This is a genomic window from Actinophytocola sediminis (assembly GCF_054779715.1).
Window position 1 is genome coordinate 78,766 of record NZ_BAAGXS010000029.1, and the last position, 26,176, is coordinate 104,941.

Here is a 26,176-nt window from a genome sequence, read left to right on the forward strand (position 1 = left end):
CACAACCCGAAGGCTAGGGGGTCGAGTTGAAGCTGTAGGTGCCTGATCCGACTTGGTAGACGGCATAGCGTCCCTGGATGTCGATATAGGTGACGCCGTCGGCGTCGTTGGCTGGCCGCCCACCTTCGGTGATGCTGTCAGGATCGCTGGTGGGCACGTAGACGGTGGCAGTGGAGTTGACGGGGACGGTGACGTCGAGGGTGAATGCGTCGTGATCGTTCTCCCATTCGACGGCAATCCGGCCGCGAATGGAGTCGTGTGTCGCTTTGGTGTGCCGGAGGTCGCCGAGGTGTGGTCGTACGACGAACTTCTCATAGCCCGGACCGGACGGGTCGGGCGAGATGCCGGCGAGGTGGCTGTAGAACCACTGGTCGGCCGTGCCGAGCATGTAGTGGTTGTTCGATCCGGGCTGAATCTGCCAACGCGACGGAATCGTGGTCGCGCCGTTCACCATCCAGTGGCCCCAACTGGGGTAGGTGGTCTGGCTGGCTACGCGGAGCGCGACGTCGTGGTGGCCGTACTCGGACAGGACTGGTAACAGGACGCTCGTGCCGAGGATGCCAGTGTTGAGATGCCAGCCGCGGGCTTCGATATCGTCGACGAGGCTCTGGACCACGGTTGCCTCCCGGTCTGCTGGAACCATGCCGAGAGCCAGCGGGACAGCATTCGACGTCTGCTTGTACTCGATGCCCTCGAACGTGTCGTAGTAGCCGTTCTGGCCGTCGTAGTAGACCTCGTTGAACCGGTTCCGCACGGTGTTGGCCAGGGCGCTGTAGTGCTCCGCGTCGGAGGTCTCCCCGATCAGGGTGGCGATGCGTGCCATCTCGCCGAGGGACTTGTAGAAGTACGCGGTTCCGACCAGCCGTCTGTCCTCCTCGGGGTTCGCGCCGAAGGGTGACGAGTGGTCTCCGTATTGTTCGACACTCATGATTCCGTTGTCGAGGTGCGTCTCCATGAAGGTCATATATCTGGTCAGGAACTCATAATGTTCGGTCAGCGCTGTCCGGTCGCCGTAGTTCTCGTAGAGCGCCAACACAAGTGCGGGAAGCACGCCGGTCCAGGCGGACGAAACGCTGCCAGAGCGGAAGTCGTTCGGCCATGGCGCGACAACGGTCACTCGCCCGTTCTGGTCGGTGTCGACCTGGTTGTCAGCGAAGTCGTCGAGCCATTTCTTGAAGAAGGCCGCCATATCGTAGTTGTAGAGCATCGTCGGTAGTGCGACGTGCGCATCACCGGACCATCCGCGCCTCTCAAACGTCGGGCTGTCCGTCGGGATGCCTTGCAGGTTGTTCAGGACAGTGGCTCGCATCGCGTCATGGATCTGGCCGTAGAGCTGGTTGGATGACTCGAAGGCGCCGACGGATGTCACACTGTTGTGCACCTCTCGACCCGTAATGGTGTTGATGTTGGGGCGCGTTGGGAGGCCCTCGACCTGGACGTACTGGAATCCGGTATAGCTGAAGCCCGGCTCCCAAACCTCCCGCCCCCTGCCCTTGAGGACGTAGATGTCGAGCTGACCAGGTGCGTCACTGCGCTCCGGGTCATGGTGCCCGAGGTTTCGGACCGTCCCGTCGTCGTTGAGTTCCTCGCCATAGAGCATCCGAACCTCGGTGCCGGCCCGTCCCGAAACCGACAATCTCGCCCAACCCGCGGTGGTCCGCCCCATGTCGAACACGTACGTGCCCGGCCTCGGCTCCGTGATGCGCACCGGCTTGAGATCGGTGGCGGTGACCGGCGGCATGGACTGTGCCCGAACTACCGGCGCGGGTGCGGTGAGGACAGCGGCGGTCGACCAGTCGCGGGCGTCATACGACGCGGTGGTCCAGCCGGTTCGCTCCCGGCGGGCGTCGTACGTCTCGCCGGTGTAGAGGTTGTCGTAGACGGTCGGTCCCTCCGTCACCCGCCAGGAACCATCCGATACGACGTGCTTCGTGGTGCCATCGGTGTACTCGATCTCCAGCTGCAACAGCAGCTTGGTGTCGTCGACGAAATCCGCTCCACCGGCGGGGGTGACGAACCCGAAGTGTCCCCGACCCAGCTCGGCGCCGACGGCATTGGCGCCACTCCGAACCTCCTCGGTCACGTCGAATGTCGAGTACAGCACACGTTGGTTGTAGTCGGTGAACGCCGGGTCGAGAAGCCGCCTGCTGATTCGTTTGCCATTGAGGAAGTACTCCCCGTAGCCGAGGCCGCTGGCAAAGAGCCGGGCTCGCTCCACGGGCTTGGTGACGGTGAACTTCTTTCGGAGCAGCGGTGCGGACGGATGGGTCGGACGAAGCCGCACCTGGTTCAGCCATGGGCCATCTCCATAGCGCGCTACCTCCAACGCGCCGGACCAACGAGAGTCGTCGTGACCGGGCTGGTTCCAGCCCGCCTCGTTCTGCCGGGTAACCCGCCAGGCCGAGTCTGTCAGTGCCTCGACCTGCCGGCCACCGGCCAAATCGACCCTGAGCTTGGCAACCAGGCCCGCTGGGCCGGCATACCGGTTTCGGCCGGACACCGCCAGAGTGTTTGTTCCCGCGGCCAACACATCGGTGAGGTCGACCTCAATGGCCATGCGTCCGCCGAAGACGCGCGAGTGCGAACGCGCGGCCTCCGCGCCGTTGACGTACAGCACGAACGCATCGTCGGCGGCGAGAACCATCACGGCGCGCTCGATCTGCTGCTCCGGTAGCTCGAACGTTCGGCGGAAGTAGTGGGTGCCGGCCGGCACCGACGTCGCTGGGTCGCCCTCCGGGTACCAGATCCACGAGGCCCCGGAAGGGTTGTCAGGCCCTTCCGGCATACCGATCCATTCGGCCGCCCAGTCCGACTTGTGCAGGAGCCCCATCTCCCACCGGGAGGCCGCACTCCATGCCGATTGATCGCCGTCGCCGTCGGCTACCCGAACCCGCCAGAAGTACTGCGTACGGGAGTCCAACGCGGGACCGGCGTACGCGATGTTGGCCGACTGGGATGAGGCCACCCAACCGGAGTCCCAGACATCCGGTCGGCCGGCCGCCAACTGCCTACCACTCGAGGCGACCTGTATCTGGTAGCCGCTCTGCACCTGATTTCGCTCGGACGACGTCAGTTTCCAGCTCAGGAGCGGGTGTGGTGCGTCGATTCCCAAGGGGTTGTGTTCGTATTCGACTGTCATATCGGCCACGACCAGCGTCCGCTGGGACGCCGTTGCCCCTTGTGGTGCGAGCAGCGATACGAACAAGAGAAGTGCCAACACAGGAACGATAAGGCGCCGCTGCCGAACCACAATTCCTCCTGCAGGTGGTGTCTGTACCCGAATACGACGCGGTCGCGCCACGTTCGGGCGCGCCCAGCGCGAGGACTGGTGCTGCGACAGGCGCCGCGGCGGTGGTGGCCTCCATGGCCACCACCGCCAGCAAGAACCGCTCTATGACTCGATCCTGGTGAACCGCACCGCGTCGGTGCGGTGCAGGCCGGCGCCGGACACGGTCAGCGTGACCGCCGCCGTGTCGGTGAAGTCCCACTCGCCGAGTCGCCGCCACTGCCCGCCGTCGGCCAGTTGGTCGACCACGATCTCCTCGCCGGCGACGGTGTAGCGGGCCGCGGTGGTGTTGCGGACGTCGGCCGGCGCCCAGACCTCCACTGTGTACCGTCCACTGGGGACAGGAGCCTGCCAGGTGGCGGTCGCGTCCGCCGCCGAGCTGTACCGGGTGCCGCTGCCGTCGAAGCCCTTCAGCGCGCTGACCGACCACGTCCCGGTCTCGGTGTAGGGCACCGGCCCGGAACACGGCGCGGTGTTCTGCTCGTTGGTCACCACCACCGGTCCCGGGTTCTCGGCCTCGGGAATCTCGTGCGGTGCCGACGGGGCCGCCCGGCCCACCGTGTTGTAGGCCGTCACCCGAAACTCGCCGCCGGAGCCCTCGGCGCCGATGGCCACCGACGTCGCGCTGGTGGTGCTCGCGACGACCGCGTCCGCGCAGTCGCCGCCGTCGCGGACGACGACATACCCTCGGGCGCCGGGCGATGCCTTCCAGGACAACGAGGTCACACCGGCCTCCACGGTGTGGCTCAGGCCGGTCACCTGGTCCGGTGCGGTCCGCTCGACCGGCAGGGTGTCGGTGGCCCGGCCGCCGCCGGTCAGCCGGTAGTCATGGCCATCGGCGATGGGGAACGTCAGCGCGCCGGTTACACTGTCCACAGTGAACTTGATGGTGCGGTGGGTGGTGGTGTCGGTGAGCTTGAGCGACCTGGGGTCCCAGCCCGAGTTGGCGTTCACGATCGTGCTGGTGGCCCGGCCGTCGGTCCACTCGTAGGTCGACCGGCCGCGGGTCACCGGGAAGACCTTCGCGGTCAACCCTTTCTCCGCGCGGGTGACCAGCACGCCCTTGCCACCGACGAAGGCCGGCACCCGGTCGACCCCGAGCGGGTAGTCGTCCAGGGTGGCCGGTCCGGTGAACCGGGCGCCGGTCTCGTAGTCGATCCACTTGCCCGCCGGCAGGTAGACGTCCCTGGTCTGCGCGGTGTCGAAGTCCCGGCCGAACACCGGGGTGGCCAGCAGCGACTCCCCCACCAGCCACTCGTAGCGGCGGCCGTCGTGGGACGCGAGGTCGTAGGTCCGCTCGTCGTTCGGGTAGGCGATCGGCAGCGGGGTCATCGCCGACGGGTAGCCGGTGGCGTGGCCGTCGAGCACCGCGTCGTAGATGTAGGGGTGCAGCGCGCTGTGGAAGTCCGCCGCCTTGCGGGCGGCCTGCTCGAACGGCGCGTACTCCAGGACCCACGGGCCGCGCCCGAACGCCATCGACGGGGTCAGCGCGTTGAACATGGCGTTGCGCACGAAGTAGCGCCGGTAGCTCTCGTCGGTCGGCTCGGACCTCGGGGTACCGCCCACGATGTCCGGGTACACGTTGCCCGCGCCGCTGGCCGCGAAGTTCAACAGGTTGATCGGCATGCGGTCGGGGTCGTGGTGGAAGTCCTCGCCCTTGCCGAACAGGGTGTCGTTGATCCGCAGGGTGTCGCCGGGCACCGAGTACGCGGAGTTGCGCACGATCACCAGCTGGCCGGACTTCGCGAGCGCCTCGTTGAGCGGGTTCCAGTTGCCGTCCCGGTACAGCTTGGGCTCGTAGAGCATGGCGTCTTCCTTGACCCCGTCGGCGCCCCACTTCGCGTTCTGCTTCACATACCAGGCGACCGCTTCCGGGTTGTCGCCGTCGAGCACATAGGACGCACCGGCCGGGAACTGGGTCCGCGTCGCCACGGTAGGCGTGCCGTCCTCGTCGGTCAGGTAGTAGCCACGCTCCAGCGCCTCGGTGGTCGCCGGCCCGTCGTAGGTGGTGTTGTAGTTGCCGCCGTCCTCGGGCATCGCCTTGAAGTTGTTGCGGGCGCCGAGCAACAGCGCCATGTCGTTGGACTTCAGGAACTCCCGCAGCGCGGGCACGTCCGGGTAGCGCGGGTTGGGCAGGCCGTCGTCCCGGCCTGGTTCCTCGGTGTCGTCCCACATGCCGAAGCTGTTGGTGGTGCCCTCCACCGGGTTGCCGCGCGGGCCGGGCCAGAACCCGGAGCCGACGACCGCCCAGCGCAGCGGATAGTTCTCGGCGACGAACCGGCCGAGGGTCTCCTGGACGCTGGTCTGGTAGGTGTCCCAGGCCAGGGCGCCGTAGGCCTCCCAGCCGACCTCGAACAGGTCGGGCCTCGGCTGGACGTCGGGGTAGCCCTCCGCGCGGCGGACCTGTTGGTAGTTGGCGTAGATCTGCTTCGGGGAGCCGGCGAAGTAGTACAGGCCGTCCACCCGGTCGACGCCGCCCGCGCCGAGCCGGTTCTCGGTGGTGGTCAGCGCCACCCGCTTCTGCCGCTCGGTGATCAGCACCTGTCCGAGGCCCTGCTTGGGGAAGATGACGAACGTGGACAGGAACCGCTTGCAGCTGCCCTCGTTGGTCATGTCGTCACGCACGATCCCGGTCAGCTCCGCGGTCTCCCTCGGCAGGACCTTGCCCCCGCAGGGGGTGCCGGGCAGTGCGGTGTCGGACTGGGCACCGGTGTCGCCAAGGCCGAAGGCCGGGCCGGCCGGGCCGGTCCGGAAGTCCACTGTGGCCGGTCCGCCGAGCGGTGCGAGACTGAACTGGGCGGTGCCTGGCCGGGCCGCGCGGATCCGCACGGTGACCGTGGTGTCGTCGGTCATGGTCACGGCGAGCACCGCGGTCCGGCCGGTGCCGACCAGCTTGGTCGACACCGCGTCGGCCGGCTCGGCCGCGCCGTCGCGGTGGACGCGTAACCCGGACTCGGCGTGCGCCGGGGCGAGCAGCCTGCCGTCGGCGGTGCGGATCTCGTAGCGGAAGCCGTCCGGGTGGATCACCACGCGGTAACCGTTCTGGCTCACCGTGATCGGCCGCGCCGGCGGTGCCGCCAGCGCCGGCGTGGCCGAGAACACGAGTAGCAGCACGGTCAGCAGCGTGGCCAGGCGCGTGCGGCGGGTAGTTCGGATCCTTCGCATCGTCATCTCCTACTTCACCAGTGCCTGGACCTGCTCGCCCGCGGTGCGCATCGCGTCCGCGGGGGTGGCGCTGCCGATCAGCACGGCCTGTACCTGTTCGGCGATCACGGTTTCCATCTGCGCGTACTCCGGGAACCGCCAGAACGGGTTGGGGCTCGCGGTCTTGGTGATCCGCTCGGCGAACGCCGTGGTGAACGCGTCGTCGGCGACCGCGGTGGACGCGAGGCCCTTCTCCGTCGTCGGCGGCAGCGCGAGCTTGGCGAACAGCTCGTCGGTGGCCGCCGGGTCGGAGGTGAGCCACTGGGCGAACGAGGTGGCCGTGTTGGCGGCCGTGCCCTCGATCACCACGATCAGGTGGCCCCACAGCTGGGCCTGCGGCTCGTCGCCATCGGCGAGTACCGGCCGGGAGATCGGGTCCAGCTTGTCCGCGAGCTCGGGGTCCGGGGAATCCTTGACCACCGAGCCCTTGCCGACGATCGCGTCGTCGTAGATCGCCACCCGGCCCTGGCCGAACAATGCGCGGGCGTCGAACCGGTCGACGTCCGGGGCGATCAGCTTCTGGTCGTAGAGCTTCTTGAACCAGGTGACCGCCTCGACCGAGGCATCGTCGCCGATGGTGACCTGGTCGCCGTCAAGCAGCGGGCTGCCGAAGGTCTGCATCCACACCAGGATGTCCTTGAGCTGGGCCACTTTCGTCGACGCGGCGTAGGGCACCACGCCGCCGCCGAGTCCCTTCAGCTCGACCAGCGCGGCCTCGAAGTCCTCGATCGTGGTCGGTGGCGACGTGATTCCCACGCGGGACAACAACTCCTTGTTGCTGACCAGACCGATCGCGCCGGTGGTCCACGGCAGACCGAGCTGCTTTCCCTCGTACTGACCGGAACGCAGCGCGGTGTCGGTGTAGCCGCGGTCCTTGGCCGCGTCGCCGAGGTCGCGCAGCTTGCCCAGCGAGGCAAGCGCGCCAAGCCACGCGATGTCCAGCTGCGCGGCACCGACGAGCTGGTCGCCGCGCACCTGCAGCGTCAGCTGGTTGAGGTACTCGTTGAACGGGTAGGAGACCGGGTTGACCGTCAGGCCGTCCCGTGTGGTGATCGTGTCGAGCAGGCCCTGCACGACCGGCTTGCCCGCCTCCTCGTTCAGCGTCCAGGACGCGAAGGAGAAGGTCTTCTCGTTGGCCTTCGGGTCGTCGTCGGCCAGCGGTGTGGTCTCCTCGGGCGCGGGCGCGCACGCGGCGAGACCCGCCGCGCCGAGCCCGGCGCCGAAGAGCTGGAGCATGCGACGGCGGCTGTAGGCGGTTGTCATCAGTGACCTCCGGGAAAGGGAAAAACGGCAGCGTCAGCCCTTGACCGCACCGGCGGTGATGCCGCCGACCAGGAAGCGCTGCAGGGCGATGAACGCGAGCACGACGGGAAAGGAGACGACGAGCGACGCGGCCATCAGCTCCGGCCACGCGGTCTGTGCCTCGCCGAGATAGGTGTTGGCCAGGCCGGGCGGCAGGGTCTGCTTGTCCGGGCCGGCAAGGGTGAGGGCGAAGATGAAGTCGTTCCAGCCGCGGACGAACGCGAACAGGCCGGCGGCCACCAGTCCTGGACCGGACAGCGGCACGATCACCGAGTGGATGATCCGTAGCTGGGAGGCGCCGTCGATGCGGGCGGCCTCGATCAGGGAGTCGGGGATGGTGTCGAAGAAGCCCTTCAACATCCACACGCACAGTGGCAACGTGAACGTGGTGAACGAGAGCACCAGTGCGGTGTAGGTGTTGAGCAGGTCGTAGGCGTCGAACACCGCGTACAGCGTGACCAGCAGCAGCGCCTGCGGGAACATCTGCGAGGACAGCACCAGGTACATCAGCGACCGGCGGCCCCGGTAGCGGTACTTGGAGAACGAGTAGGCCATGTAGGCCGACACCACCACCGACAGCACGGCGGTGATGCCCGAGACGATCGCGCTATTCACCAGGTACTCGAACAGCTGTGAGTTGTCGGCCAGCGAGGCGAAGTGCTCGAAGGTGATGTCGGTCGGGAACAACGCCGGCGGGTAGGCGAACACCTGGCCGTCCGGGGTGAGCGCGGTGGCCAGCATCCAGTACACCGGCAGCAGCGCGAACCCGCCGAACACGACGATCGTCACCCAGGCCGCGATCCGCACCGCCGGCCGGTCCCGGTCAAGCGGTGAGCGGCGTCTCGGCGGCGGCGCGACCTGTTCGGTCGGCGTCACCGGACTGTCCACTGTGGTCGTCACGACTTCTCCTCCCGGTCAACCACGCGGAGGTAGCCGACGACGAGCACCAGCAGCAGCACCATCCACAACAGACCGATGGCGCCGGCACGACCCAGGTCGTGTCCCTTGTAGAAGGTGTCGTACACGGCGACGGCGAAGGTCTCGGTCGTGCCGGCCGGGCCGCCGCCGGTCATCACGTAGATCGTGTCGAAGTGCTGGAAGTTCCAGATCAGCTCCAGCAGCAGGACCAGGCCGATGATCCCGCGCAGGTGCGGCACGGTGACCGACCGGAACCGCCGGACGGTGCCCGCGCCGTCGACCTGGGCCGCCTCGTGCAGCTCCGGTGGCACGGTCTGCAGGCCGGCGAGCAGCATCACCATCATCCACGGGAAGCTGGCCCAGGTCTTGGCGATGATCACCGCGGTCATCGCGGTGCCCGGGCTGGACAGCCACGCCTCCGGTTCGTCGATGATCCCCAGGGTCTCCAGGACACCGTTGGCGACGCCGTAGTTGGCGTTGAAGATCCACATCCACAGGAACGACGTGACGACCGCGGGCACCAGCCACGGCAACAGGAACGCGCCCCGCAGGAAGCCCCGCCCCTTGATCCGGGTGTTGAGCGCCAGCGCGAGCGCGAACCCGATCACGAACGGCACCAGCGTGGTGCCGACGGTGAACACCAGGGTCTGGCGCAGCAGTGGGAGGAAGTCCGAGTCGAGTACCGCCGCGATGTTGTCCAGGCCGACGAACCGCCGGCCGGGCTCGACCAGGCTCTGCTCGAAGAACGCCGTGACCAGCGAGGAGATCAGCGGGTACAGCACGACCGCGACCAGCAGCGCGAGACCGGGCAACACCAACAGGATCGCGAACGCGCCGCCGGACAGCCCCTGTGCCGGTGTGCCCCGCTTGCGGGGCAGCGTGGTCATGCGCGCGCCGCCGGGGCGTGCACCGGGCCGAGGTAGCCGAGGCCGATGCTGATCGAGTCGGCCACCTCGATCACCCGGCGGGCCAGCTCCTCCTCGCGGTGTTCGAGGTCCATCGCGGACAGTGGGCCGGAGATGGAGATGCCGGCGACCACCGTGCCCGCGCGGTCCAGGATCGGCGCCGCCACACAGGCCCTGCCCAGCGCGAGCTCCTCCACCTCGGTGGCGTAGCCCTGCCGACGCACCTGGTCCACGATCCGGTCGAGGTCCTCGTGGGTGGCCGGCGAGTTGGGGGTGTAGCGGTGCAGCTCGTCGCCGAGCAGGTCGCGGCGCTGCGCCGAGGACAGCCCGAGCAGCAGGCACTTGCCGATCCCGGTGGCGTGCAACGGGTTGCGCTGTCCCATCAGGACGAACGACTTCGGCGCGAGTTTGCCCTCGAAGTTGCACAGGTAGAACATGGTGTCGTCGCGGCGTTCGGCCACGTTGGCGCCAAGACCGAGTGTGTGCGCCAGGTCCTGGGTGCGTTGGCGGGCCTCGCGGTGCACCGGGTGCTGGTTGACCGCGACGCCGGCGAGGGTGATCAGCGCGGGCCCGAGCCGGTACAGCCCGCTCACCGGGTCGCGTTCCACGTACTCGATCTGCTCCAGGGTGGCCAGCAGGCGCGAGGCCGTCGACTGGCCGAGGCCGGCGTGTTTGGCCACATCGGACACCCGCAGCTCCGCGCGCCCGTCGAGGAACGCGCCCAGCACAGTGGCCGCACGTTCGACGCTCTGGTTGGTGCCTGCTTCAGCGGCCACGTCACGGGCTCCCTTGCTTGACATGGTCTGGCTAACATGTGCGACCCTTGCGCACATGTTGGCTATCGTCAAGCACATATTGGGATCGATATGCAGATAGTGGGTGTGGATACCTACATTCTGAAACTGCGCGCCGACAGTGCGTATCTGGGCGCGCTCGCCGACGGCTCCGCGCCCAGTGCCGGCTACGCCGTGCGGCCGCCGTGGCGCAGTGTCTACTCCGACCGCTACGAGACGCTGCTGGTCCGGGTCACCGCCGAGGACGGCACCACCGGCTGGGGCGAGGCGCTCGCGCCGGTGGCCCCCGAGGTGCCGGCGGCGATCGTGAACCTGCTGCTCGCGCCCGTGCTGACCGGGATGTCGGCAACCGCGCCACGCCCGGCGTGGTCCCGGCTGCGGGACCTGATGCGCGAGCGCGGCCACCTGGTCGGCCATCAGGCCGACGCGCTGGCGGCGGTCGACATCGCGTTGTGGGACCTCGCCGGCCGGGTCACCGGTCGCCGGGTCACCGACCTGCTCGGTGGCGCGTTCCGGGAGGAGATCCCGGTCTATGTCTCGGGTCTGCCCAAGCCGACCGACGCCGAGCGCGCGACGCTCGCCGGGGAGTGGGCGGCCGGCGGCGCGCGCCGGGTGAAACTGCATCTGGGCAACGGGGTCGCCGCCGATCTGTCCACTGTGGACGCGGTGCGGGCGGCCGCGCCGGGGCTGCGGATCGCGGTGGACGCGCACTGGGCCTACTCGGTCACCGACGCGCTGCGGCTGGCGGCCGGGCTGGCCGAGCGGGACGTGTGGTTCCTGGAGGCGCCGCTGGCGCCGGAGGATGTCGCCGGGCACGCCGAGCTGGTCGCGCGGTCGGCGGTGCCGGTCGCGGTCGGCGAGGCGCTGCGCAACCGCTACGAGTTCGCCGACTGGGTGTCCCGGCGGGCGCTGCGGATCGCGCAGCCGGATGTCGCCCGTACCGGGATCACCGAGGCGATGGCCATCACCGAGGTGTGCGCGGCCGGGCATGTCCCGGTCGCGCCGCATCACTCGGTCGGCCTCGGGATCGCGCTGGCCGCCGGTCTCGCGGTGTCGGCGGCGGTCGAGGACCTGCCGTCGTTCGAGTACCAGCCGACGTCCTTCGCCGTCGGCAACCGGATCCTCAGCGTGTCGCCGACGGTCGGCGCGCACACCATGTCCCTGCCCACCGGTCCCGGGCTCGGCGTCGAGGTCGACGCCGACGCGGTCGCCGAACTCGCCAGTTGAAGGAGTCCCGTCCAGTGCCGCACACCGTGCACGGTCTCGTCCCGATCCTCGCCACCCCGTTCCTGCCGGACGGGTCGCTCGACCTGCCGAGCCTGCGCCGGTTGACCGAGTTCCAGCTCGCGTCCGGAGTGGACGGTGTGGCGGTGTTCGGGATGGCGAGCGAGAACTTCGCGCTCACCTCGGCCGAGCGGGCGGTGATCCTGCGGGAGGTGACCGGGGTGGTCGCGGGCGCGGTGCCGGTGGTGGCCGGGGTGGCGGCGACCTCGACGGTCACCGCGATCGAGCAGGTCGGCGGGTTCGCCGGCGTGTCGGCGGTGATGGTGCTGCCGCCGTTCATGGTGAAGCCGGGGCCCGCGCAGGTGGTGGAGTTCTACGCCGAGGTGGCGGCCGCCGGGCCGGAGGTGATGGTGCAGGACGCGCCGGGGGCGACCGGGGTGACGATGCCGGTGTCGCTGATCGTGGAGTTGGCGAAGCTGCCAGGGGTGACGTCGGTGAAGGTGGAGGCGCCGCCGACCGCGCCGAAGGTGGCGGCGGTGGTGGACGCGGTCGGTGATCCGGAGTTCGCGGTGCTGGGTGGGCAGAACGCGCAGTACTGTCTGGCGGAGTACGCCGGTGGCGGGGTGGGCACGATGCCGGCGTGTGAGTTCCCGGATGTGCTCGCGCCGGTGCTGGCCGACTGGCGGCTGGCCGAGGCGCGGGTGGCGTTCACCCGGCTGCTGCCGTTGATCCTGTGTGGACTGCAGCCGGGGATCGCGTGGGCCGTGCACAAGGAGGTGTTGGTGCGACGGGGGATCATCGCGCACGCGACCGTGCGCGCGCCCGCCGGCACGCCGAGCCGGGCGACCCTGGCGGAACTGGACACCGTACTGACCGATCTCGCCCTACCACCGGCACCGGGAGTTGCCCGATGACCAGGCCGCCGAATAACCACTGGTCGGCCTCCGCCCCCGGTCTCCATTCTCCCAGACACCACCGACACCGTTACCGCACACGCCGCTGGCAAAGCCCTGAATGGGTCATTGGGGACGCTCAACGTCCCGAATGCCCCATTCAGGGCATTCGGAGCCCCGCTGGGGAGGCGGCACGATGACCGGGCTCGGGGTGTTGGTGGTCGGTAGCAGTTCCGAGATCGGGGTGGCGATCGCGCGGGCGTTCGCCGTGCGGGGGGATCGGGTGGTCGGGGTGTCGCTGGCGCGGCACGAGGATCCGGCCTTCGTCGAGACCATCGCCGCGGACTGTGCCGATCCGGCGACCGCGGGGGTCGCGGTGGAGTCCGCCTATCACCTGCTCGGGCGACTGGACGTGGTCGTGCTCGCGGCGGCCGCCCAGCCGGTCGCAGCGGCCATCGACACCACCGACGCGCAGTGGCGGGCCGCCGTCGGGTCCACGTTGGACTCCGCGTTCTTCGTGGCGCGCGCGGCGTTGCCCCGGCTGGCCGCCGGTGGGGCGATCGTCGCCGTCTCGTCGGTCAACGCCACGCTGGCCGCGCCGGGACTGCCCGGTTACGCGGCGGCCAAGGCCGGGATCGAGGGCCTGGTCCGACAGCTCGCGCTGGAGTACGGGCCGGCCGGGGTGCGGGTGAACGCCGTCGCGCCCGGCATGATCGGCAACGCGGACCTGCCCGGTGTCACCGAGGGCTATCCGCTGCGCCGGGTCGGGCGGCCGGACGAGGTGGCCGCCGCCGTCGTGTTCCTCGCCGGCGCCGGGTTCGTCACCGGCGCGGTCCTGCCGGTCGACGGCGGGCTGTCCATCGCCTCGCCCGCCGCCTGGTTGCGGCCCGATCTGCGGGCCCGTTGGCTGGACACCTAGCGGGTATCCCGGTCAGGGGCAGGCACCGGCCGGTGATCAGCGCGAGGATGGGGTGGTGGGCAACGATCTCGGTGGATTCCTGCGCAGCAGGCGCGAACGGCTGACCCCGGCCGAGGTGGGCATCGTGCCCGGCGGCACGCCTCGCCGGGTTCCCGGGCTGCGGCGGGAGGAGCTTGCCGAGTTGGCCGGGGTCAGCGTCGGCTACTACACGCGGCTTGAGCAGGGGGTCAGTGCCAGCGCGTCCGACGCCGTGATCGACGCGCTGGCCATGGCGTTGCGGCTCGAGCCGGCCGAGCACGACCACCTGCGGGTGCTCGCCGGTCCTCGACGGCCGACCCGGCCGCGTGCCCGCCGGAGCAGGCTGCGGCCATCGGTGGGTGACCTGCTCGCCGCACTCGCCGGCACACCGGCGGTGGTCATCGACCATCGCGCCGAGGTGCTCGCGTGGAACCGGCTCGGGCACGCGCTGTTGGCGGGGCATGTCGACCTCGACGCGCCGGACACGCGGATCCGGCCCAACATCGCCCGCATGCTGTTCCTCGACCCGCACCACCGCGCGCTGTACCGCGACTGGCAGGCCAAGGCGCTGGTCACGGTCGCGGCCCTGCAGCAGGCGGTCGCCCGGTATCCCGCCGATCAGCAGCTCCACCAGCTCGTCGGCGCGCTCGCGGTCGACAGCCGGGAGTTCGCGCGCATGTGGGCGCGCCGGCCCGTGCGCACCTGCGCCTACTCCGTGCGCGAGTTCGACCATCCGGTCGTCGGCCGGCTGTCGCTGGCCAACGAGACGGTCACCCTGCCCGACGACGACCAGCAGCTCGGCCTGTTCCACGCCCGGGCCGGCACACCGGACGCCGACGCGCTCGCCCTGCTGGCACAGAGCAGCACCCTGGCACTGAAGGAGAACATCCGGTGAGGATCATCGTCGTCGGCGGGGCGGGCACCATCGGGCGACGGCTGGTGCCCGCGTTGCGCGCCACCGGGCACGAGGTCGTCGTCGCCGGCCGGACCTCGGGGGAGGTCCACGTCGACCTGACCTCGCACGCGAGCATCGAGGCCATGTACCGCGCGGTGCCCTCGGTGGCGGGCGTCGTGTGCATCGCGGCGCACGGGGCGCTCGACGAGTTCGCCACGCTGACCACCGGCGCGCTGCACGAGAACCTGCGCGCCAAGTTCTACGGCCAGGTCGACCTGGTGCTCACCGGCCAGCACCACTGCGCCGACGGCGCCTCCTTCACCCTGACCTCCGGCGTCTTCGCCGACCAGGCCTGGCCGCACGTCACCGGCGGCGGTGTCATCAGCGGCGCCCTGCACAGCTTCGTCCTGTCGGCCGCGATCGAACTGCCCCGAGGGATGCGGATCAACGTGGTCAGCCCGACGATGATCGGCGACTCGGTCGCCGCGTTCGGCGAGCACTTCCCCGGCATGGGTTCGGTGCCCATGGACCAACTCGTCGAGCACTACCTGCGCTGCGTCGAGGGCGCGGACAGCGGCGAGATCATCCGCGCCTACGGCTGAGCGGGAGTTCAGAGCCGGGTGATCGCCTTCTCGAACGCAACCAGGGTCTGGTCGATGTCCTCGTCGGTGTGCGCGGTCGACAGGAACCACAGGCCGCGCGGCACCGAGTTGACGCCCTCGTCCAACAACAGGCCGTGCAGGCGGGCCATCAGCGCGCGGTCGGTCGCCGCGAAGTCGCGGTAGTCGCGGACCTCGGTCGCCTCGGTGAAGTACAGCTGGAACAGCTGCCCGGGGCCGTCGACCAGCAGCGGCACCCCGGCGCGGGCGGCGATCGCGGCCATGCCGTCCATGAGACGGCGGCCCCGGCGCGCCAGCTCCGGATAGATCTCCTCGCGGCGCTCGTCGAGGACCTCCAGGACGGCGCGGGCGCCGGCCATGGCGACGGGGTGGGAGTTGAAGGTGCCGGCGTGCGCGACCTTGCCCGTGGCGATCGACTCCATCACCGCCGCCTTGCCCGCCAACGCCGAGACCTGCATCCCGCCGGCCATGGCCTTGCCGAACACGCCGAGGTCCGGGGTGATCCCCAACCGCTCCTGGGCGCCGCCGGGGGCGAGCCGGAAGCCGGTGATCACCTCGTCGAAGATCAGCAGGATGCCCTCGTCGTCGCAGAGCTGCCGGACCGCGGCAAGGTAGTCCGCGTCCGGGGTGATCACGCCCGTGTTGCACAGCACCGGTTCCATGATCACGGCGGCGATCTCGCCCCGGTGCCCGGAGATCGTCGCGGTGAGCGCGTCGAGGTCCTGCCACGCGGTCAGCAGCAGGTCGGGGTTCGTGCCGATGCCCGCCGATCCGGGCACCTGCCGCGGCCGGTCCACCGGGCCCGCCTGCTCGACCGGCGGGTGCACGCTGACCAGCACCGGGTCCAGCCAGCCGTGGTAGTGGCCCTCGAACTTGACGATCTTGGCGCGGCCGGTGTGGCCGCGGGCGAGCCGGATCGCGCCGTGCACCGCCTCGGAGCCAACGGAGTTGAACCGGACCAGCTCGGCGCACGGCACCATGTCCCGGACGCGTTCGGCGACCTCGATCTCGGTGACGTGCTGGGCGGAGTAGGTGACCCCCCGGCGCAGCTGCGCGGCGACCGCGTCGGCCAGCACCTCCGGGCTGTGCCCGAGGATGGCCGGGCCCTGGCCGAGCACGTAGTCCAGGTACTCGTTGCCGTCCACGTCCCACAGCCGGCTGCCACTGGCCCGGTCGACGTAGAGCGGGGTGCCCGGCAGCCTGCGCGCGTCGCTGGACACGCCACCGGCGATCACCGCGCTGGCCCGCTCGTACATGGCCCTGCCACGGTCCAGTTCCCGAGCCACTCGAGCCTCCACAGTGTCCAGTCGACAGGCGTCCTGCCGTGACCATAGGCGGCCGCCGCCCGCGCCCGTCAACCATCGCCGCACCAATGGTGCGCCGACCGCAACCGCGGCCGCTTGTCCGGAAGGGACGGTCGTGTTGTGCTGCCGGCATGCATCTGGGACGTATCCGGCGGACGGCCGGCGCACCGGTCGAACTTGTTGCCCTGGACGAGAACCGTGGTCTGGTGTCACTGCGCGCGCAGGCACCGGAGGCCGGGGACGATCCGCTCGCCCTGCTCGACCGGTACGGCGTGACCGGCGCGGCCGAACTGGTCGGCGACGCCGAGGTGCTCGACGAGCGGACGGTGCTCTTCGAGCCGCCCGTCGCGCGCTGCGGCAAGGTCTGCTGCATGGCGCTGAACTACCGGGCGCACGCCGAGGAGAGCGGCCTCGCGGTGCCGCCGGACCCGGTGCTGTTCTTCAAACCGTCCACCGCGCTGACCGGGCACGGGTCGGTGGTGCGTCCGCCGACCCGGACCAGCACGGTCGAGCACGAGGTGGAGCTGGCGGTGGTGATCGGCACCCGCTGCCGGGACGTGCCCGCCGCCGACTGGCGTTCGGTCGTCGCCGGCTACACGATCACCAACGACCTCACCGCCAGGGACCTGCAGCTGGTCAACCACCACCGCAACGTGCCGTGGGACCAGGCGAAGGGGTTCGACGGGTTCGCCCCGCTCGGGCCATACCTGGTCACCGCCGACGCGGTGCCCCACCCGGAGAACCTGGACATGACCCTGGAGATCGACGGCACCGTGCGCCAGTCGGCCAACACCGGGCAGATGGTCTTCGGTCTCCCCCAGCTGATCGCCGACCTGACCAACGGCATGACCTTCGAGCCGGGCGACGTGATCGCCACCGGCACCACCGCCGGCATCGCGCCGGTGGCCGACGGCGACGTCATGCACGCGCGGATCACCGGCCTCGGCACCCTGTCCAACCGGATCAGCTTCGGCGGTTAGGGCCGACAGATACCTCGGTTTTGGCCGTCCGAAATCGGGTGGGCATCGGTTAGGCTGCGGTCATGTTCGTCTGCTGCCTCATCGTCGACGTGGACGAGTTCCTCACGCTGGCGACCCGCGGCGGCGACGGCTGGGCCGACCGGACCCGGCAGTGGCTCCGGACCACCATCGACGACCGGGTCCGGCACGAGGCCGATGCCAGCGTCCAGCCCTCCTTTCCCGACGAGTGGCTGGTGGTGCTGCGCTCCTCGACCGCGCCCGAGCTGGCCGGCCGGGCCGAGCGGATCGCCGCCGGCGTGCACGGCGACGTCCGCGCCGGCGGCGAGGTCACGGTGACCGTGGCCGTCGGCCAGGTGGTGCGCGCGATCCCGGAGGCGCTGGCCTCGGCCCGCCGTGCCCACCGGGCGAAGCTGGTGCTCGGACCGGACCAGGTGATCACCGCGAGCGCGGTGACCGGCGAGCGGGACCTGCCGGCACCCCGGGACGTGCACCGCGAGCTGTCCAGGGCCATCGGCCGGGGCGCGGCCGACCACGCGAGCAGGCTGCTGTGGCACTGGTTTCGCACCGCGCTGGACCACGCGGACGGCGACGACGAGACCGTCCGGCGCTGGCTGCTCGGGCAGGTGCTGTCGGCCACCGCGGTGCTCACCGGGCGCCTGGGCACCGGCACCGCCGCCGACTGGATGGCCGTGTGCGAGACGGTGCCCTATCCGGCCATCACCGAGCTGGCCGACCTGCACGAGCCGGCCGCGGTCGCCGGGTGGATCGAGCGGGTGGTCGGTGAGCTGGCCGGCCGGCGCGCCCGGACCTCGACCACCCTGGACCTCGTACGGCGCCACGTCGACCAGCACTTCACCGACCCCGCGCTGAACCTCAGGGGAGTGGCGCTGACCGTCGGGGTGAGCCCGTACCACGTCTCCCACCTGTTCCGGTCCGAGCTGGGCACCACGTTCCGCGACTACGTCAGCCAGCGCCGGGTGCGCCAGGCCCGCCGCGTGCTCGTCGAACAACCCCACCTGGCCATGACTCAGGTCGCTCGGGCCAGCGGCTTCGGCACCCCGGTCCAGCTGCGCCGGGTGTTGGTGCGCGAGACCGGCGCGACCCCGTCGGCCATCCGCCAGTCGGCCAGGGTCAGCGGTCGAGTTTCTGGATCATGAGGCGGAACCGCTGCCGTGGCCGGCCGCCGCCAGGGGAGGACGCGGGCGGCATGGTCCAGGCCATGCCCGCCGCGACCAGGCTGTGCAGGCTCCGCCGGGCGCTGCGCAGGGTGACCGACAGGACCTCGGCGATCCGCGCGGCGTCCACGATCAGCGGCTCGGGTTCGGTGTCGGGCAACGCCATCACGATCCGCCGCAGCAGCTCCCGCTCGTGGGCGTACTTGTCGTCGGCGACCACCCGGGGCCTGCGCCGGGACCGGGGCGGCAGCCCGACGACCGTGCCGTCGGTGCCGACCAGCTGGGCCGGGTGCCCGACATGGCCCTGGGCCAGCCCGAGCGCCCGCTGGGCGTTGGCGTCGGCCTGCTGCACGGTGCCGCCGGTGCCGATGCCGACGAAGGCCCGCAGCCCGAGCGCGGCCTCCAGCCGGTCGACGAACGGCGCGGTGTGCAGGTTCTCGGTCATCCGGCGCAGCGCGCCCGCGGTCGCGGTGACCCCGAAGGTCATGCCCTCGTGCGCGACCAGCGCCGCGCCCGCATCCTCGACCTCCTCCAGCAGCACCTGGTGCACCGCCAGCCGGGTGCCCTGCAGCCGGTAGTTGCTCAGCCCCCAGTGCCCGGAGCCGACCGGCGCGGTGACGTGCACGGTCATCAACACCAGCTGGGCCTCCTCCAGCAGATACCCGCTGCCGAGCAACGCGCTGGTCACCACCGCGGTGCGCAGCACCGCGGTGGTCGGCGCGACCCGCACGGTCGGGATCCCCGCGCTGGCAAGGCGGTTGGCCACCGACGCGACGGTGGTGAACGCCGCCGTGGTGGCCCCGGAGCGGAACAGGTCGGTGTGGAACCGGTCGAAGTCGTCGACCGACGCCGGCCCGTCGTAGGGCGCGACGTGCAGCCCGCCGGCGTCCCGGCCGATGTCGGCGTAGGCCTCCCGCACCTCGGCCAGCGAGATGGAGTCGATGCTGATCCGCTCCATGTCGATCGCCGGGTCGCCAGCACCCCGGATCAGCGCCGAGAGCAGCGACGTGCCGCTGATCGGCACGAACGTCGAGGGCACCGGCAGGTGCTCGGCGGCCAGGTCGTACTGCAGCGGCCCGGTGAACAGCACGATGTCCGCCTGGTCACACGCGGTCTGCGCGGTGGCCAGGGTCTCGGAGTCGGTGTGGTGCGCGGCCCCGATCAACCGCACGTTGCCGCCCAGCGCGGCATCCAGGCTCATAATGGTCTGAACCACATCGGGTGGGCCGACGACACCGACGGTCACCGGCGCCCGCACCTGGGCGAGATGGTCGCCGACCGACGGCGGCGGCCCGGTCGGCACTGGTGACGGTGAGGCGGCGTCGGTCACGGCGTCAGTGTGCCGGACGTGGTGATGCGGTCGAGCAGAGGCGTGCCGACCAGTCGCCCACCGGTGAGCAGCGAGAGCATCGTGCCGCCGAGCACCGCGGCCCGCTCGTCGTCGGTCAGCCGGGCGAACACCACCCGCCCCAACGACATCCGCAGGTCGATGAACGGGAAGTCGGAGCCGTAGACCACCTGTTCGGCGCCGACCGCGCGCACCATCTCGGTGATCGCCCGGCTGTGCATGTGCGAGCCGCACAGCTCCAGCAGCACCCGCCGGTTGCGCCGGGCAACGTCGATCGCCCGGTCGAAGGAACCGGGCAGCACGCCGGAATGCCCGGCGAGAATCCAGGCGCGCGGGTGCTCGGTCGCCACTCTGTCCACATGGGACAGATCGTCGTACGGCGAGCCTGCCCAGGTGTGCACCAGCACCGGGCGGCCGGTGCGCTGCGCGTACTCGAACACCGGCGTGTAGCGGGGGCCGTCCAGCGGGTACTCGTGCAGGTCCGGGTGCAGCTTCACGCCGACGAACGCCGGGTGGTCGCGCCAGCGGTCGAGTTGGCCGGCCGGGTCCTGCCACGGGTTGATCACCACATAGCCGGCGAACCGGTCGGGGTGGGCGGCGCACAGCGCGGCGGTCTCCTCGTTGCCGGCGTCGGCGTCCAGCTCCACCGCCAGCAGGCTGGAGACCACGCATCCGGCGACGCCGCACCGGTCCATCACCCGCACCATCGCCTCGCCGCTCGGGTCGGCGACGAAGAACCGGTGGTAGGGCCCGACATGGGCGTGTGCGTCCAGGATCACCGGACCAGCCAACGGTTCCCGGCCAAGCACCGGCCCCCCGACGTTCATCCCACCTCCAGTACCGCGCGGCGCGCGAGCAGCCGGCGCATGGTCCCGCCACCGATCGCGCGCACCGCCGCATCGTCCAGTTCGGACCAGAGCAGCCGCACGACCGCCTCCGCCGGGTCCCGGACCGGTTGTCCGGTACCGAAAACGAGCCGGTGCGCACCGAACCGCTCGACCAGGAACTCCAGCGTGAGATGGCCGGAGAGGTTGGCCGTGCAGACGAGCACGCGCGGATGTCTCGCCAGCAGGCCGCACAGCCGCCGCAGCTCCCGGTAGCCGACGTCGGACAGGATCAGCCACAGGTCGGGGTGGGCCGCGGCAATTCGCTCCACAGTGGACCAACCGGCCTCCCCCAGCTCGACCAGCACCGGCAGCCCGTGCCCGGCCGCGGCGTCCAGCAGCGGCGCCAGATCCGGGCCGGCCAGGTCGAAGCCGTGCGCGTGCGGCCGGGCGGTCAGCATGACCACACCACTGGCCAGCGCCAGCGCCACCAGCTCCGGTCCCGCCGGCAGCTCGCCACAGGTGTCCGGCAGCACGGTCCAGCACGCGTGCAGCCGGGGCTCGCCGGCGACCTCGGCCAGCAGCCGGGTGTTGCCGGCAGGCGGATCGTGGTGGGTGGCCAGGGAATGGGTGACCACGGCGGCGGCGATCCCGTGCCGGTCCAGCTCGGCGAGCATGGCCGCTGGGGTGCCGCCGCCGACGTCGTGGGCCGGATGCCGGCCCAGCGACGCGGCGACGTCGAGCAGCCATACCTCCTGGTCAGTCATGGGCCGTCACACGGATCGTCCAGCGGCCGGCGGAAGGCAGCCGAACCCGGTTCCCGGTCGGCGAAACCCCGACGCCGTTGACGGTCATGGAGCCGGGCCACGGCGCGTGCACGGTCACCACGGCGGCCCGGTCGGTGTCGACCTCGGCCACCAGACCGTCGGCGTCGAGCCGGCACCACCAGGCGCGCACCCCTCGGCCGGCGATCGCCGGCACGGTGTCCTCGGTGTCCTCGGTGACCGGCGCGTCGAGGTCCCAGCGCGCCCGCTCCAGCACGCCGTCGCCGTGGTCGCGGGTCCAGCCGTGCCGGCCGACGGTGTCCCGCACGCCGGCCAGCCCGACGGTGACGGTCTCCCCCGCCAGCTCGGCCGTCACCTCCGGCGCCTGGTCGGCGAAGGGCACCAGGACGGTGTGCAGGACGCCGCGCTCGTGCGCCAGGTGCAGGCCGTGGATCGTGCCGTACTCGTCCGGGGTGGCCCGCCGGGCACGCAGCGCGTCCTCGTCGTCCTGTCCAGGCAACGGGACCTGGCAGCGGGGCAGCCGCGCCGGGTCGCTGGTCAGCTCGACCCCGGCCGGGACCGTCGCCGGCACCACGACCAGGCCGGGACCGGACTCGGCGACGAACCGCCGATCGCCGGCCACCCGCCACGGAGCCAGGCCGTGCAGCGTCCAGGTGGCCTCGACCGGCACGCCGCCCAGATCGCCGCCTTGATCATCGCCCAGATCATCGACAATCAGCCAGTAGCTCGGTGCCGAGCGGACGAACACGATCCGCCGGCGATGCCGGGTGGCGAAGGCATCATGCCGGCCGGCGGCCACGTCGACGCCCCGGTGGTCATCTCCCAGCGCCCAGAACGACTCCACGACCGAGTCGCGCCCGACCGAGTCCGGCTCACCGGCGAGGGTCACGCTGTTGTGCCCGCGCCCGGCCTGGAACCACGAGTAGTAGCCGGGATCGTCGTAGCTCGGCGGCCCACCCGCCTCCCAGGCCAGCGGCACCCCCCAGCCGGAGATGACGAAGTCCAGCGACGCGTGGTGCGAGTGCGGCTCCAGCTCGTGGCCGACGTACGGGCCGAGGTTCACCACCGTGGTCAGGTCGGTGGACGCCCAGCCCTGGCGCAGCATCGCGTGCCCGCTGGTGGGCAACAGCGCGCTGCGCCCGGCGGGCGCGACGCTCGGTGCGGCGCGGAAGTGCTCGACCGGGTCGCCGCCGTCTGGCCGGGGCCCCAGCCGGTCGAGCCGGTCGACGATCTCGTCGGCGGCCATCCACCGCTCCACCAGGTGCTTCCACGTCGGGTCGCCCCACAGGTGGTGGCCGACCAGCAGCATCTCCGCCGGCCGGACCACGTGCGAGTCCTGCAGGTGGGGCACCCAGCCGGCCGGGTGCGCCATGTTGGCGAGCCAGTCGTGGGCCGCGCGCAGTCGCGGGTGCGCCAGGATCGGCCACTGGTCGTGGTCGGCCGACAGCACCGCCACGTGCAGTGCCTGCAGGCACATCGTGTGATAGCTGGGCGCGCGTTCGAAGTGCCCGCCGTCGGCGTAGAAGTCCAGTTCCAGGTGGTCCTCGATGCGCCGCTGCGCGACATCGCGCCAGGTCAGGTGCTCGGCGAACTCGGGGAACATCGCCGCGGTGTGCGCCAGTTCGCTGACCGAGGCGACCTGCCAGTTGCCGTGCCGGAACGTGGCGTGTTCCTCGGCGGCCCACCGCGCGCCACCCAGCAGGCACTTCATCGTGCGCCGCCACTGCTCGTCGGTGAACGCCGGTTCGCCCGACAACAGCGAGATCGCCTGGTTGAACATCGCGCTACGGGCCCAGACGCCCAGCGAGTACCAGATGACGTCGAGTCCCGGCCAGTCGCCGACCACCTGGTCGCGCACGTCGTACCACTGGGAGAACAGCTCGCCGTAGCGCGCGGCGTACTCCGCCCGCCCGGTGAACGCGTAGGCCTCCAACAGCGGCTTGAGCCAGTACAGGTAGTGGAAACCGTAGAAGCTCGACCGGCCCCGGCTGGCGTCCAGCAGGTCGAACTCGGTGTGCAGCATGGTGTCCGCCGCCTCGCGGAACCCGCCGTGGCCGGCGCGGGTGCCCAGGATGTGGCGCACCGACTCGGGATGGCGCAGCACGAGATCGGCCGGGGGCACCGCCGGCCGGGCCGCCCGGCGCCGGACCCAGCGCCGCAGGTCGGCGACCGGAACCGGCGCGGACTCACTCGCGCGGTAGGCCCGCCACGCGCGCAGCGCGGTGTCGAGGTCCCCGGCGACCGGTTCGAGTCCGGGCGCGGTGCGGTCGAGGGAGTCGAGCAGGTGCTGATCGGTGATGTGGCGCATCGTGGCGTCGTCGACGTGCGGCGGGTTCTCCACCCAGCTGGTCACCTGGCCACCCCCGCGACCGCCACCGGCTGGCCGGAGTCCATCGACGCGTGTGCGGCCTCGAGCACCGCGGTGACGTGCCGGGAGCTCTCCACGGTGATCAGCGGTTCGGTGCCGGTAGTGGCGCAGTCGACGAAGTGGGCGATGGCGTCGCGGTAGGCGCCGGCCCGCACGCCGTGCACGACGCGCTGCAACATGTTGCGGGGAAAGGACACCGCGCGGTCGGTGGCCAGCACGATGTTCTCCTGCTGGCGGTCCAGCTGGATCGCGCCGTCGTCGCAGACCAGCGTCACGTAGCTGTCGACCATCGTCGGGAAGGTGTTCGGGTAGATCCACGCCGACTCGAACGTGGCCACCGCGCCTCCCCGGAACCGGGCCTGGATGTGGATGGCGTCGGGGGTGTCGATGCCCAGCGAGCGCAGCTTGCCGTACCTGGCGGTGGCGAACACCTGCTCGATCTCGTCGTCGAACAGCCAGGTGACCAGGTCGATGTCGTGGCTGGACAGGAACCACGCGCAGGTGGTCTTGCCGGCCCAGCTGAGCATCTCGGTCGGCACGTAGATGGTGTCGTCCTTGCGCGCGTAGCCCACCGCCGGCGCGCCGAGGTCGGCGATCAGGTCCTTCGCCTGGGCGTAGGCGGGAATCCAGCGGTGGTTGAAGATGCACATCGCGACCACCCCGGCCGCGCGCACCGCCGCCACACAGGCGTCCGCGTCGGCGACCGAGGTGGTGAACGGCTTCTCCACCAACACGTGCAGCCCGGCGTTCGCGGCCTTCACCACCACGTCGGCGTGCAGGTGGTCGGGCGTGGTCACGACCACCGCGTCCACCGTGCCGGAGCCGATCAGCTGGTCGTAGTGGTCGAACACCACCGGCGTGGCGGCGGGGAGTTGACCCGCCAGGGCCTCGGCGTCGGCCCGGCGGCGGCTGACGACCGCGGTCACCTCGGCGCCGGGCAGCGAGTCGAGCACCGTGGCGTTGCCGGTGCCCATGATGCCCGCGCCGACGACGCCGACCCGCAGTACCGCCGTCATTTGCTCAGCTCCGTGTTCCACTGCTGCTCGGCGGTGCCGAGCGCGGTCCTGGCGTCCACGCTGCCCTGCAGGAACGCGCGGATCTGCTCGTCGAACAGGTCGAGCAGTTCCTTGTCCTGCGCGGTACCCAGCGCGCCGTCCGCGAGGTCGGGCAGGGTGTCCACGATGATCTTCCGCGCGACGCTGTTCGCGTCGGTGCCCGTGGCGTCGAAGAACGGGTCCTCCAGGGTCGCCTTGGTGGACGGGAAGATCGGCACGATCTTGCAGAACTCCAGCTGGCTCTCGGCGCTGGTGACGAACTTGAGCCAGTCCGCCGCGGTCGCCTTGTTGTCCGAACCGCTGGGGATGGCGAAGGTCTGCTGCCCGGCGAGCAGCAGCTTGCCCTCCGGGGTGCGCGCGCTCGGGGTCACCACCAGGTCGCGGTAGACCTCCGGCGCGTTCTTCTGGGTGTTGACCAGCTGGGTGGCCGGCACGTTGGCGACCAGTCCGATCCGGCGGTTCTCCAGGTTCTCCGGGAAGTTGCGGACATCCTTGGTCAGCACGCCCGGCGCGATCACCCCGGCGTCGTAGGCCGCCTTCCACCGGTTCAGGATGTCGGCCGCGTCGTCGGTGTTGAACGCGGCGGCCGTGCGGTCCTCGGTGAGCATGTCGACGCCGTAGTAGGGCAGCACCAGCGACCACTCGTACAGGTTGATCCCGGCCACGCCCGACTGCTGTTTGACCTCGGCGGCCAGCTCGAGCAGCGCGTCGAAGGTCGCCGGCGGGTCCTGCTCGTCGAAGCTGGTCCCCGCCAGCGCCGTCTTCCGGTAGATCGACACCGGCGAACCGCCGTTGTACCAGGGAATCCCGGTCAGCGCGCCGTCCTTGGCCAGTGGTTCGACCAGCGATGGCTGGTAGGCGTCCAGTTCCTCGGCGGTGAAGTACTTGTTCAGGTCGGTGACCGACTTGCGGAACCGGCCGAGGTCAGGGGAGGCGATGTTCACCAGGTCCGGCGGGTCGCCGGCCGACAGGGCGGCCAGCAGCTTGGTGGCCAGGTCCGCGCCGGGGACGTCGACCCAGTTGATCGTGGTGCCCGGGTGGTCGGCCTCGTAGGTGTCGATCAGGCCCTGGACGTAGTCGCCGTAGTTGGCCTTCAGGTTGATCGTCCACCACTCGACCTCGCCGCCGAGCTCGGTGGAGTCCGGCTCCTCGGAGCTGGACGTTGTCCCGCTGATGCACCCGGACAGGGTGCCAAGCGCGGTGAGTAACGCGAGCGACGCGACCGCACCGCGCCACCATCGAGCCGAACGGAAGGTCGACGTCTTGGATCGCATGGCCGACAGTTTCGGACACGTGCAGCGCACAAGTCAATAGACGGGCTAGACCGGCTGCTATCGGTGTGTCTATAGTCGCCGCACT

20 protein-coding genes are annotated in these 26,176 nt (G+C 70.7%); 7 read left to right on the forward strand and 13 right to left on the reverse strand.

The genetic code is table 11. The features are described 5' to 3' along the window. Positions 1–13: 13 nt before the first annotated feature. From ACYVIP_RS19830 to ACYVIP_RS19855, 6 genes are all read right to left on the reverse strand, one after another. Complete coding sequence (locus ACYVIP_RS19830) at positions 14–3,217, reverse strand: family 78 glycoside hydrolase catalytic domain (RefSeq protein ID WP_460398383.1); 3,204 nt, start codon at positions 3,215–3,217, stop codon at positions 14–16. Between the two features lie 174 nt (positions 3,218–3,391). After that, positions 3,392–6,451, reverse strand: coding sequence for a golvesin C-terminal-like domain-containing protein (locus ACYVIP_RS19835; protein WP_460398385.1), 3,060 nt, complete (start codon positions 6,449–6,451; stop codon positions 3,392–3,394). Positions 6,452–6,460: 9 nt separating this feature from the next. Continuing rightward, complete coding sequence (locus tag ACYVIP_RS19840; RefSeq protein WP_460398388.1) at positions 6,461–7,753, reverse strand: type 2 periplasmic-binding domain-containing protein; 1,293 nt, start codon at positions 7,751–7,753, stop codon at positions 6,461–6,463. Positions 7,754–7,786: 33 nt separating this feature from the next. Continuing rightward, complete coding sequence (locus ACYVIP_RS19845) at positions 7,787–8,692, reverse strand: carbohydrate ABC transporter permease (protein ID WP_460398390.1); 906 nt, start codon at positions 8,690–8,692, stop codon at positions 7,787–7,789. Further along, positions 8,689–9,597 carry a carbohydrate ABC transporter permease gene (locus tag ACYVIP_RS19850; RefSeq protein WP_460398392.1) on the reverse strand — a complete coding sequence of 303 codons (909 nt, stop codon included), beginning with the start codon at positions 9,595–9,597 and terminating at the stop codon, positions 8,689–8,691. Before ACYVIP_RS19850 ends, ACYVIP_RS19845 begins: the two co-directional genes overlap by 4 nt. Continuing rightward, a complete protein-coding gene (locus tag ACYVIP_RS19855) occupies positions 9,594–10,391 on the reverse strand; it encodes an IclR family transcriptional regulator (RefSeq protein WP_460398394.1) in 798 nt (265 codons plus the stop codon). The genes ACYVIP_RS19850 and ACYVIP_RS19855 overlap by 4 nt, the downstream gene beginning before the upstream one ends. A gap of 105 nt (positions 10,392–10,496) precedes the next feature. Here ACYVIP_RS19855 and ACYVIP_RS19860 point away from each other — a divergent pair, with 105 nt between their 5' ends. From ACYVIP_RS19860 to ACYVIP_RS19880, 5 genes are all read left to right on the forward strand, one after another. Then, positions 10,497–11,636, forward strand: a complete 1,140-nt coding sequence (locus ACYVIP_RS19860; protein WP_460398396.1) for a mandelate racemase/muconate lactonizing enzyme family protein — start codon at positions 10,497–10,499, stop codon at positions 11,634–11,636. A 14-nt stretch (positions 11,637–11,650) separates the two neighbouring features. Beyond that, entirely contained in the window at positions 11,651–12,547 is an 897-nt protein-coding gene (locus tag ACYVIP_RS19865) for a dihydrodipicolinate synthase family protein (RefSeq protein ID WP_460398398.1), read from the forward strand. A 175-nt stretch (positions 12,548–12,722) separates the two neighbouring features. Further along, positions 12,723–13,445 (forward strand): SDR family NAD(P)-dependent oxidoreductase, encoded by a 723-nt coding sequence (locus tag ACYVIP_RS19870; protein ID WP_460398400.1) that lies wholly within the window; start codon positions 12,723–12,725, stop codon positions 13,443–13,445. Between the two features lie 55 nt (positions 13,446–13,500). Then, complete coding sequence (locus tag ACYVIP_RS19875; RefSeq protein ID WP_460398402.1) at positions 13,501–14,358, forward strand: helix-turn-helix domain-containing protein; 858 nt, start codon at positions 13,501–13,503, stop codon at positions 14,356–14,358. Then, positions 14,355–14,960 carry a short chain dehydrogenase gene (locus ACYVIP_RS19880; RefSeq protein ID WP_460398404.1) on the forward strand — a complete coding sequence of 202 codons (606 nt, stop codon included), beginning with the start codon at positions 14,355–14,357 and terminating at the stop codon, positions 14,958–14,960. Before ACYVIP_RS19875 ends, ACYVIP_RS19880 begins: the two co-directional genes overlap by 4 nt. 8 nt (positions 14,961–14,968) lie before the next feature. Here the strand turns inward: ACYVIP_RS19880 and ACYVIP_RS19885 are convergent, their stop codons facing one another. After that, entirely contained in the window at positions 14,969–16,264 is a 1,296-nt protein-coding gene (locus ACYVIP_RS19885) for an aspartate aminotransferase family protein (RefSeq protein ID WP_460398406.1), read from the reverse strand. 149 nt (positions 16,265–16,413) lie between these two features. Here ACYVIP_RS19885 and ACYVIP_RS19890 point away from each other — a divergent pair, with 149 nt between their 5' ends. Both ACYVIP_RS19890 and ACYVIP_RS19895 read left to right on the forward strand, forming a co-directional pair. Then, entirely contained in the window at positions 16,414–17,262 is an 849-nt protein-coding gene (locus ACYVIP_RS19890) for a fumarylacetoacetate hydrolase family protein (RefSeq protein WP_460398408.1), read from the forward strand. Between the two features lie 62 nt (positions 17,263–17,324). Then, positions 17,325–18,419, forward strand: a complete 1,095-nt coding sequence (locus tag ACYVIP_RS19895; protein WP_460398410.1) for a helix-turn-helix domain-containing protein — start codon at positions 17,325–17,327, stop codon at positions 18,417–18,419. Here the strand turns inward: ACYVIP_RS19895 and ACYVIP_RS19900 are convergent. The 6 genes from ACYVIP_RS19900 to ACYVIP_RS19925 are packed head-to-tail and all read right to left on the reverse strand — an operon-like array spanning position 18,394 to position 26,091. Further along, a complete protein-coding gene (locus ACYVIP_RS19900; protein WP_460398412.1) occupies positions 18,394–19,767 on the reverse strand; it encodes a hypothetical protein in 1,374 nt (457 codons plus the stop codon). The two genes, ACYVIP_RS19895 and ACYVIP_RS19900, sit on opposite strands and share 26 nt — an antisense overlap. Then, positions 19,764–20,612: an amidohydrolase family protein gene (locus ACYVIP_RS19905; protein ID WP_460398414.1), complete on the reverse strand. Its 849-nt coding sequence runs from the start codon at positions 20,610–20,612 to the stop codon at positions 19,764–19,766. The genes ACYVIP_RS19900 and ACYVIP_RS19905 overlap by 4 nt, the downstream gene beginning before the upstream one ends. After that, a complete protein-coding gene (locus ACYVIP_RS19910; protein WP_460398416.1) occupies positions 20,609–21,376 on the reverse strand; it encodes an amidohydrolase family protein in 768 nt (255 codons plus the stop codon). The genes ACYVIP_RS19905 and ACYVIP_RS19910 overlap by 4 nt, the downstream gene beginning before the upstream one ends. Next, positions 21,369–23,747 (reverse strand): heparinase II/III family protein, encoded by a 2,379-nt coding sequence (locus ACYVIP_RS19915; protein ID WP_460398418.1) that lies wholly within the window; start codon positions 23,745–23,747, stop codon positions 21,369–21,371. The genes ACYVIP_RS19910 and ACYVIP_RS19915 overlap by 8 nt, the downstream gene beginning before the upstream one ends. After that, a complete protein-coding gene (locus tag ACYVIP_RS19920) occupies positions 23,744–24,778 on the reverse strand; it encodes a Gfo/Idh/MocA family protein (protein WP_460398420.1) in 1,035 nt (344 codons plus the stop codon). Before ACYVIP_RS19920 ends, ACYVIP_RS19915 begins: the two co-directional genes overlap by 4 nt. Further along, positions 24,775–26,091 (reverse strand): ABC transporter substrate-binding protein, encoded by a 1,317-nt coding sequence (locus tag ACYVIP_RS19925; RefSeq protein ID WP_460398422.1) that lies wholly within the window; start codon positions 26,089–26,091, stop codon positions 24,775–24,777. The genes ACYVIP_RS19920 and ACYVIP_RS19925 overlap by 4 nt, the downstream gene beginning before the upstream one ends. Positions 26,092–26,176 lie beyond the last annotated feature (85 nt).

Bases quoted from the DNA above. Each gene is read 5' to 3' on its own strand.
- ACYVIP_RS19835 (WP_460398385.1), bottom strand. From the start codon at position 6,451: ATGCGAAGGATCCGAACTACCCGCCGCACGCGCCTGGCCACGCTGCTG.
- ACYVIP_RS19840 (WP_460398388.1), bottom strand. From the start codon at position 7,753: ATGACAACCGCCTACAGCCGCCGTCGCATGCTCCAGCTCTTCGGCGCC.
- ACYVIP_RS19850 (WP_460398392.1), bottom strand. From the start codon at position 9,597: ATGACCACGCTGCCCCGCAAGCGGGGCACACCGGCACAGGGGCTGTCC.
- ACYVIP_RS19870 (WP_460398400.1), top strand. From the start codon at position 12,723: ATGACCGGGCTCGGGGTGTTGGTGGTCGGTAGCAGTTCCGAGATCGGG.
- ACYVIP_RS19890 (WP_460398408.1), top strand. From the start codon at position 16,414: ATGCATCTGGGACGTATCCGGCGGACGGCCGGCGCACCGGTCGAACTT.
- ACYVIP_RS19895 (WP_460398410.1), top strand. From the start codon at position 17,325: ATGTTCGTCTGCTGCCTCATCGTCGACGTGGACGAGTTCCTCACGCTG.
- ACYVIP_RS19905 (WP_460398414.1), bottom strand. From the start codon at position 20,612: ATGAACGTCGGGGGGCCGGTGCTTGGCCGGGAACCGTTGGCTGGTCCG.
- ACYVIP_RS19910 (WP_460398416.1), bottom strand. From the start codon at position 21,376: ATGACTGACCAGGAGGTATGGCTGCTCGACGTCGCCGCGTCGCTGGGC.
- ACYVIP_RS19920 (WP_460398420.1), bottom strand. From the start codon at position 24,778: ATGACGGCGGTACTGCGGGTCGGCGTCGTCGGCGCGGGCATCATGGGC.
- ACYVIP_RS19925 (WP_460398422.1), bottom strand. From the start codon at position 26,091: ATGCGATCCAAGACGTCGACCTTCCGTTCGGCTCGATGGTGGCGCGGT.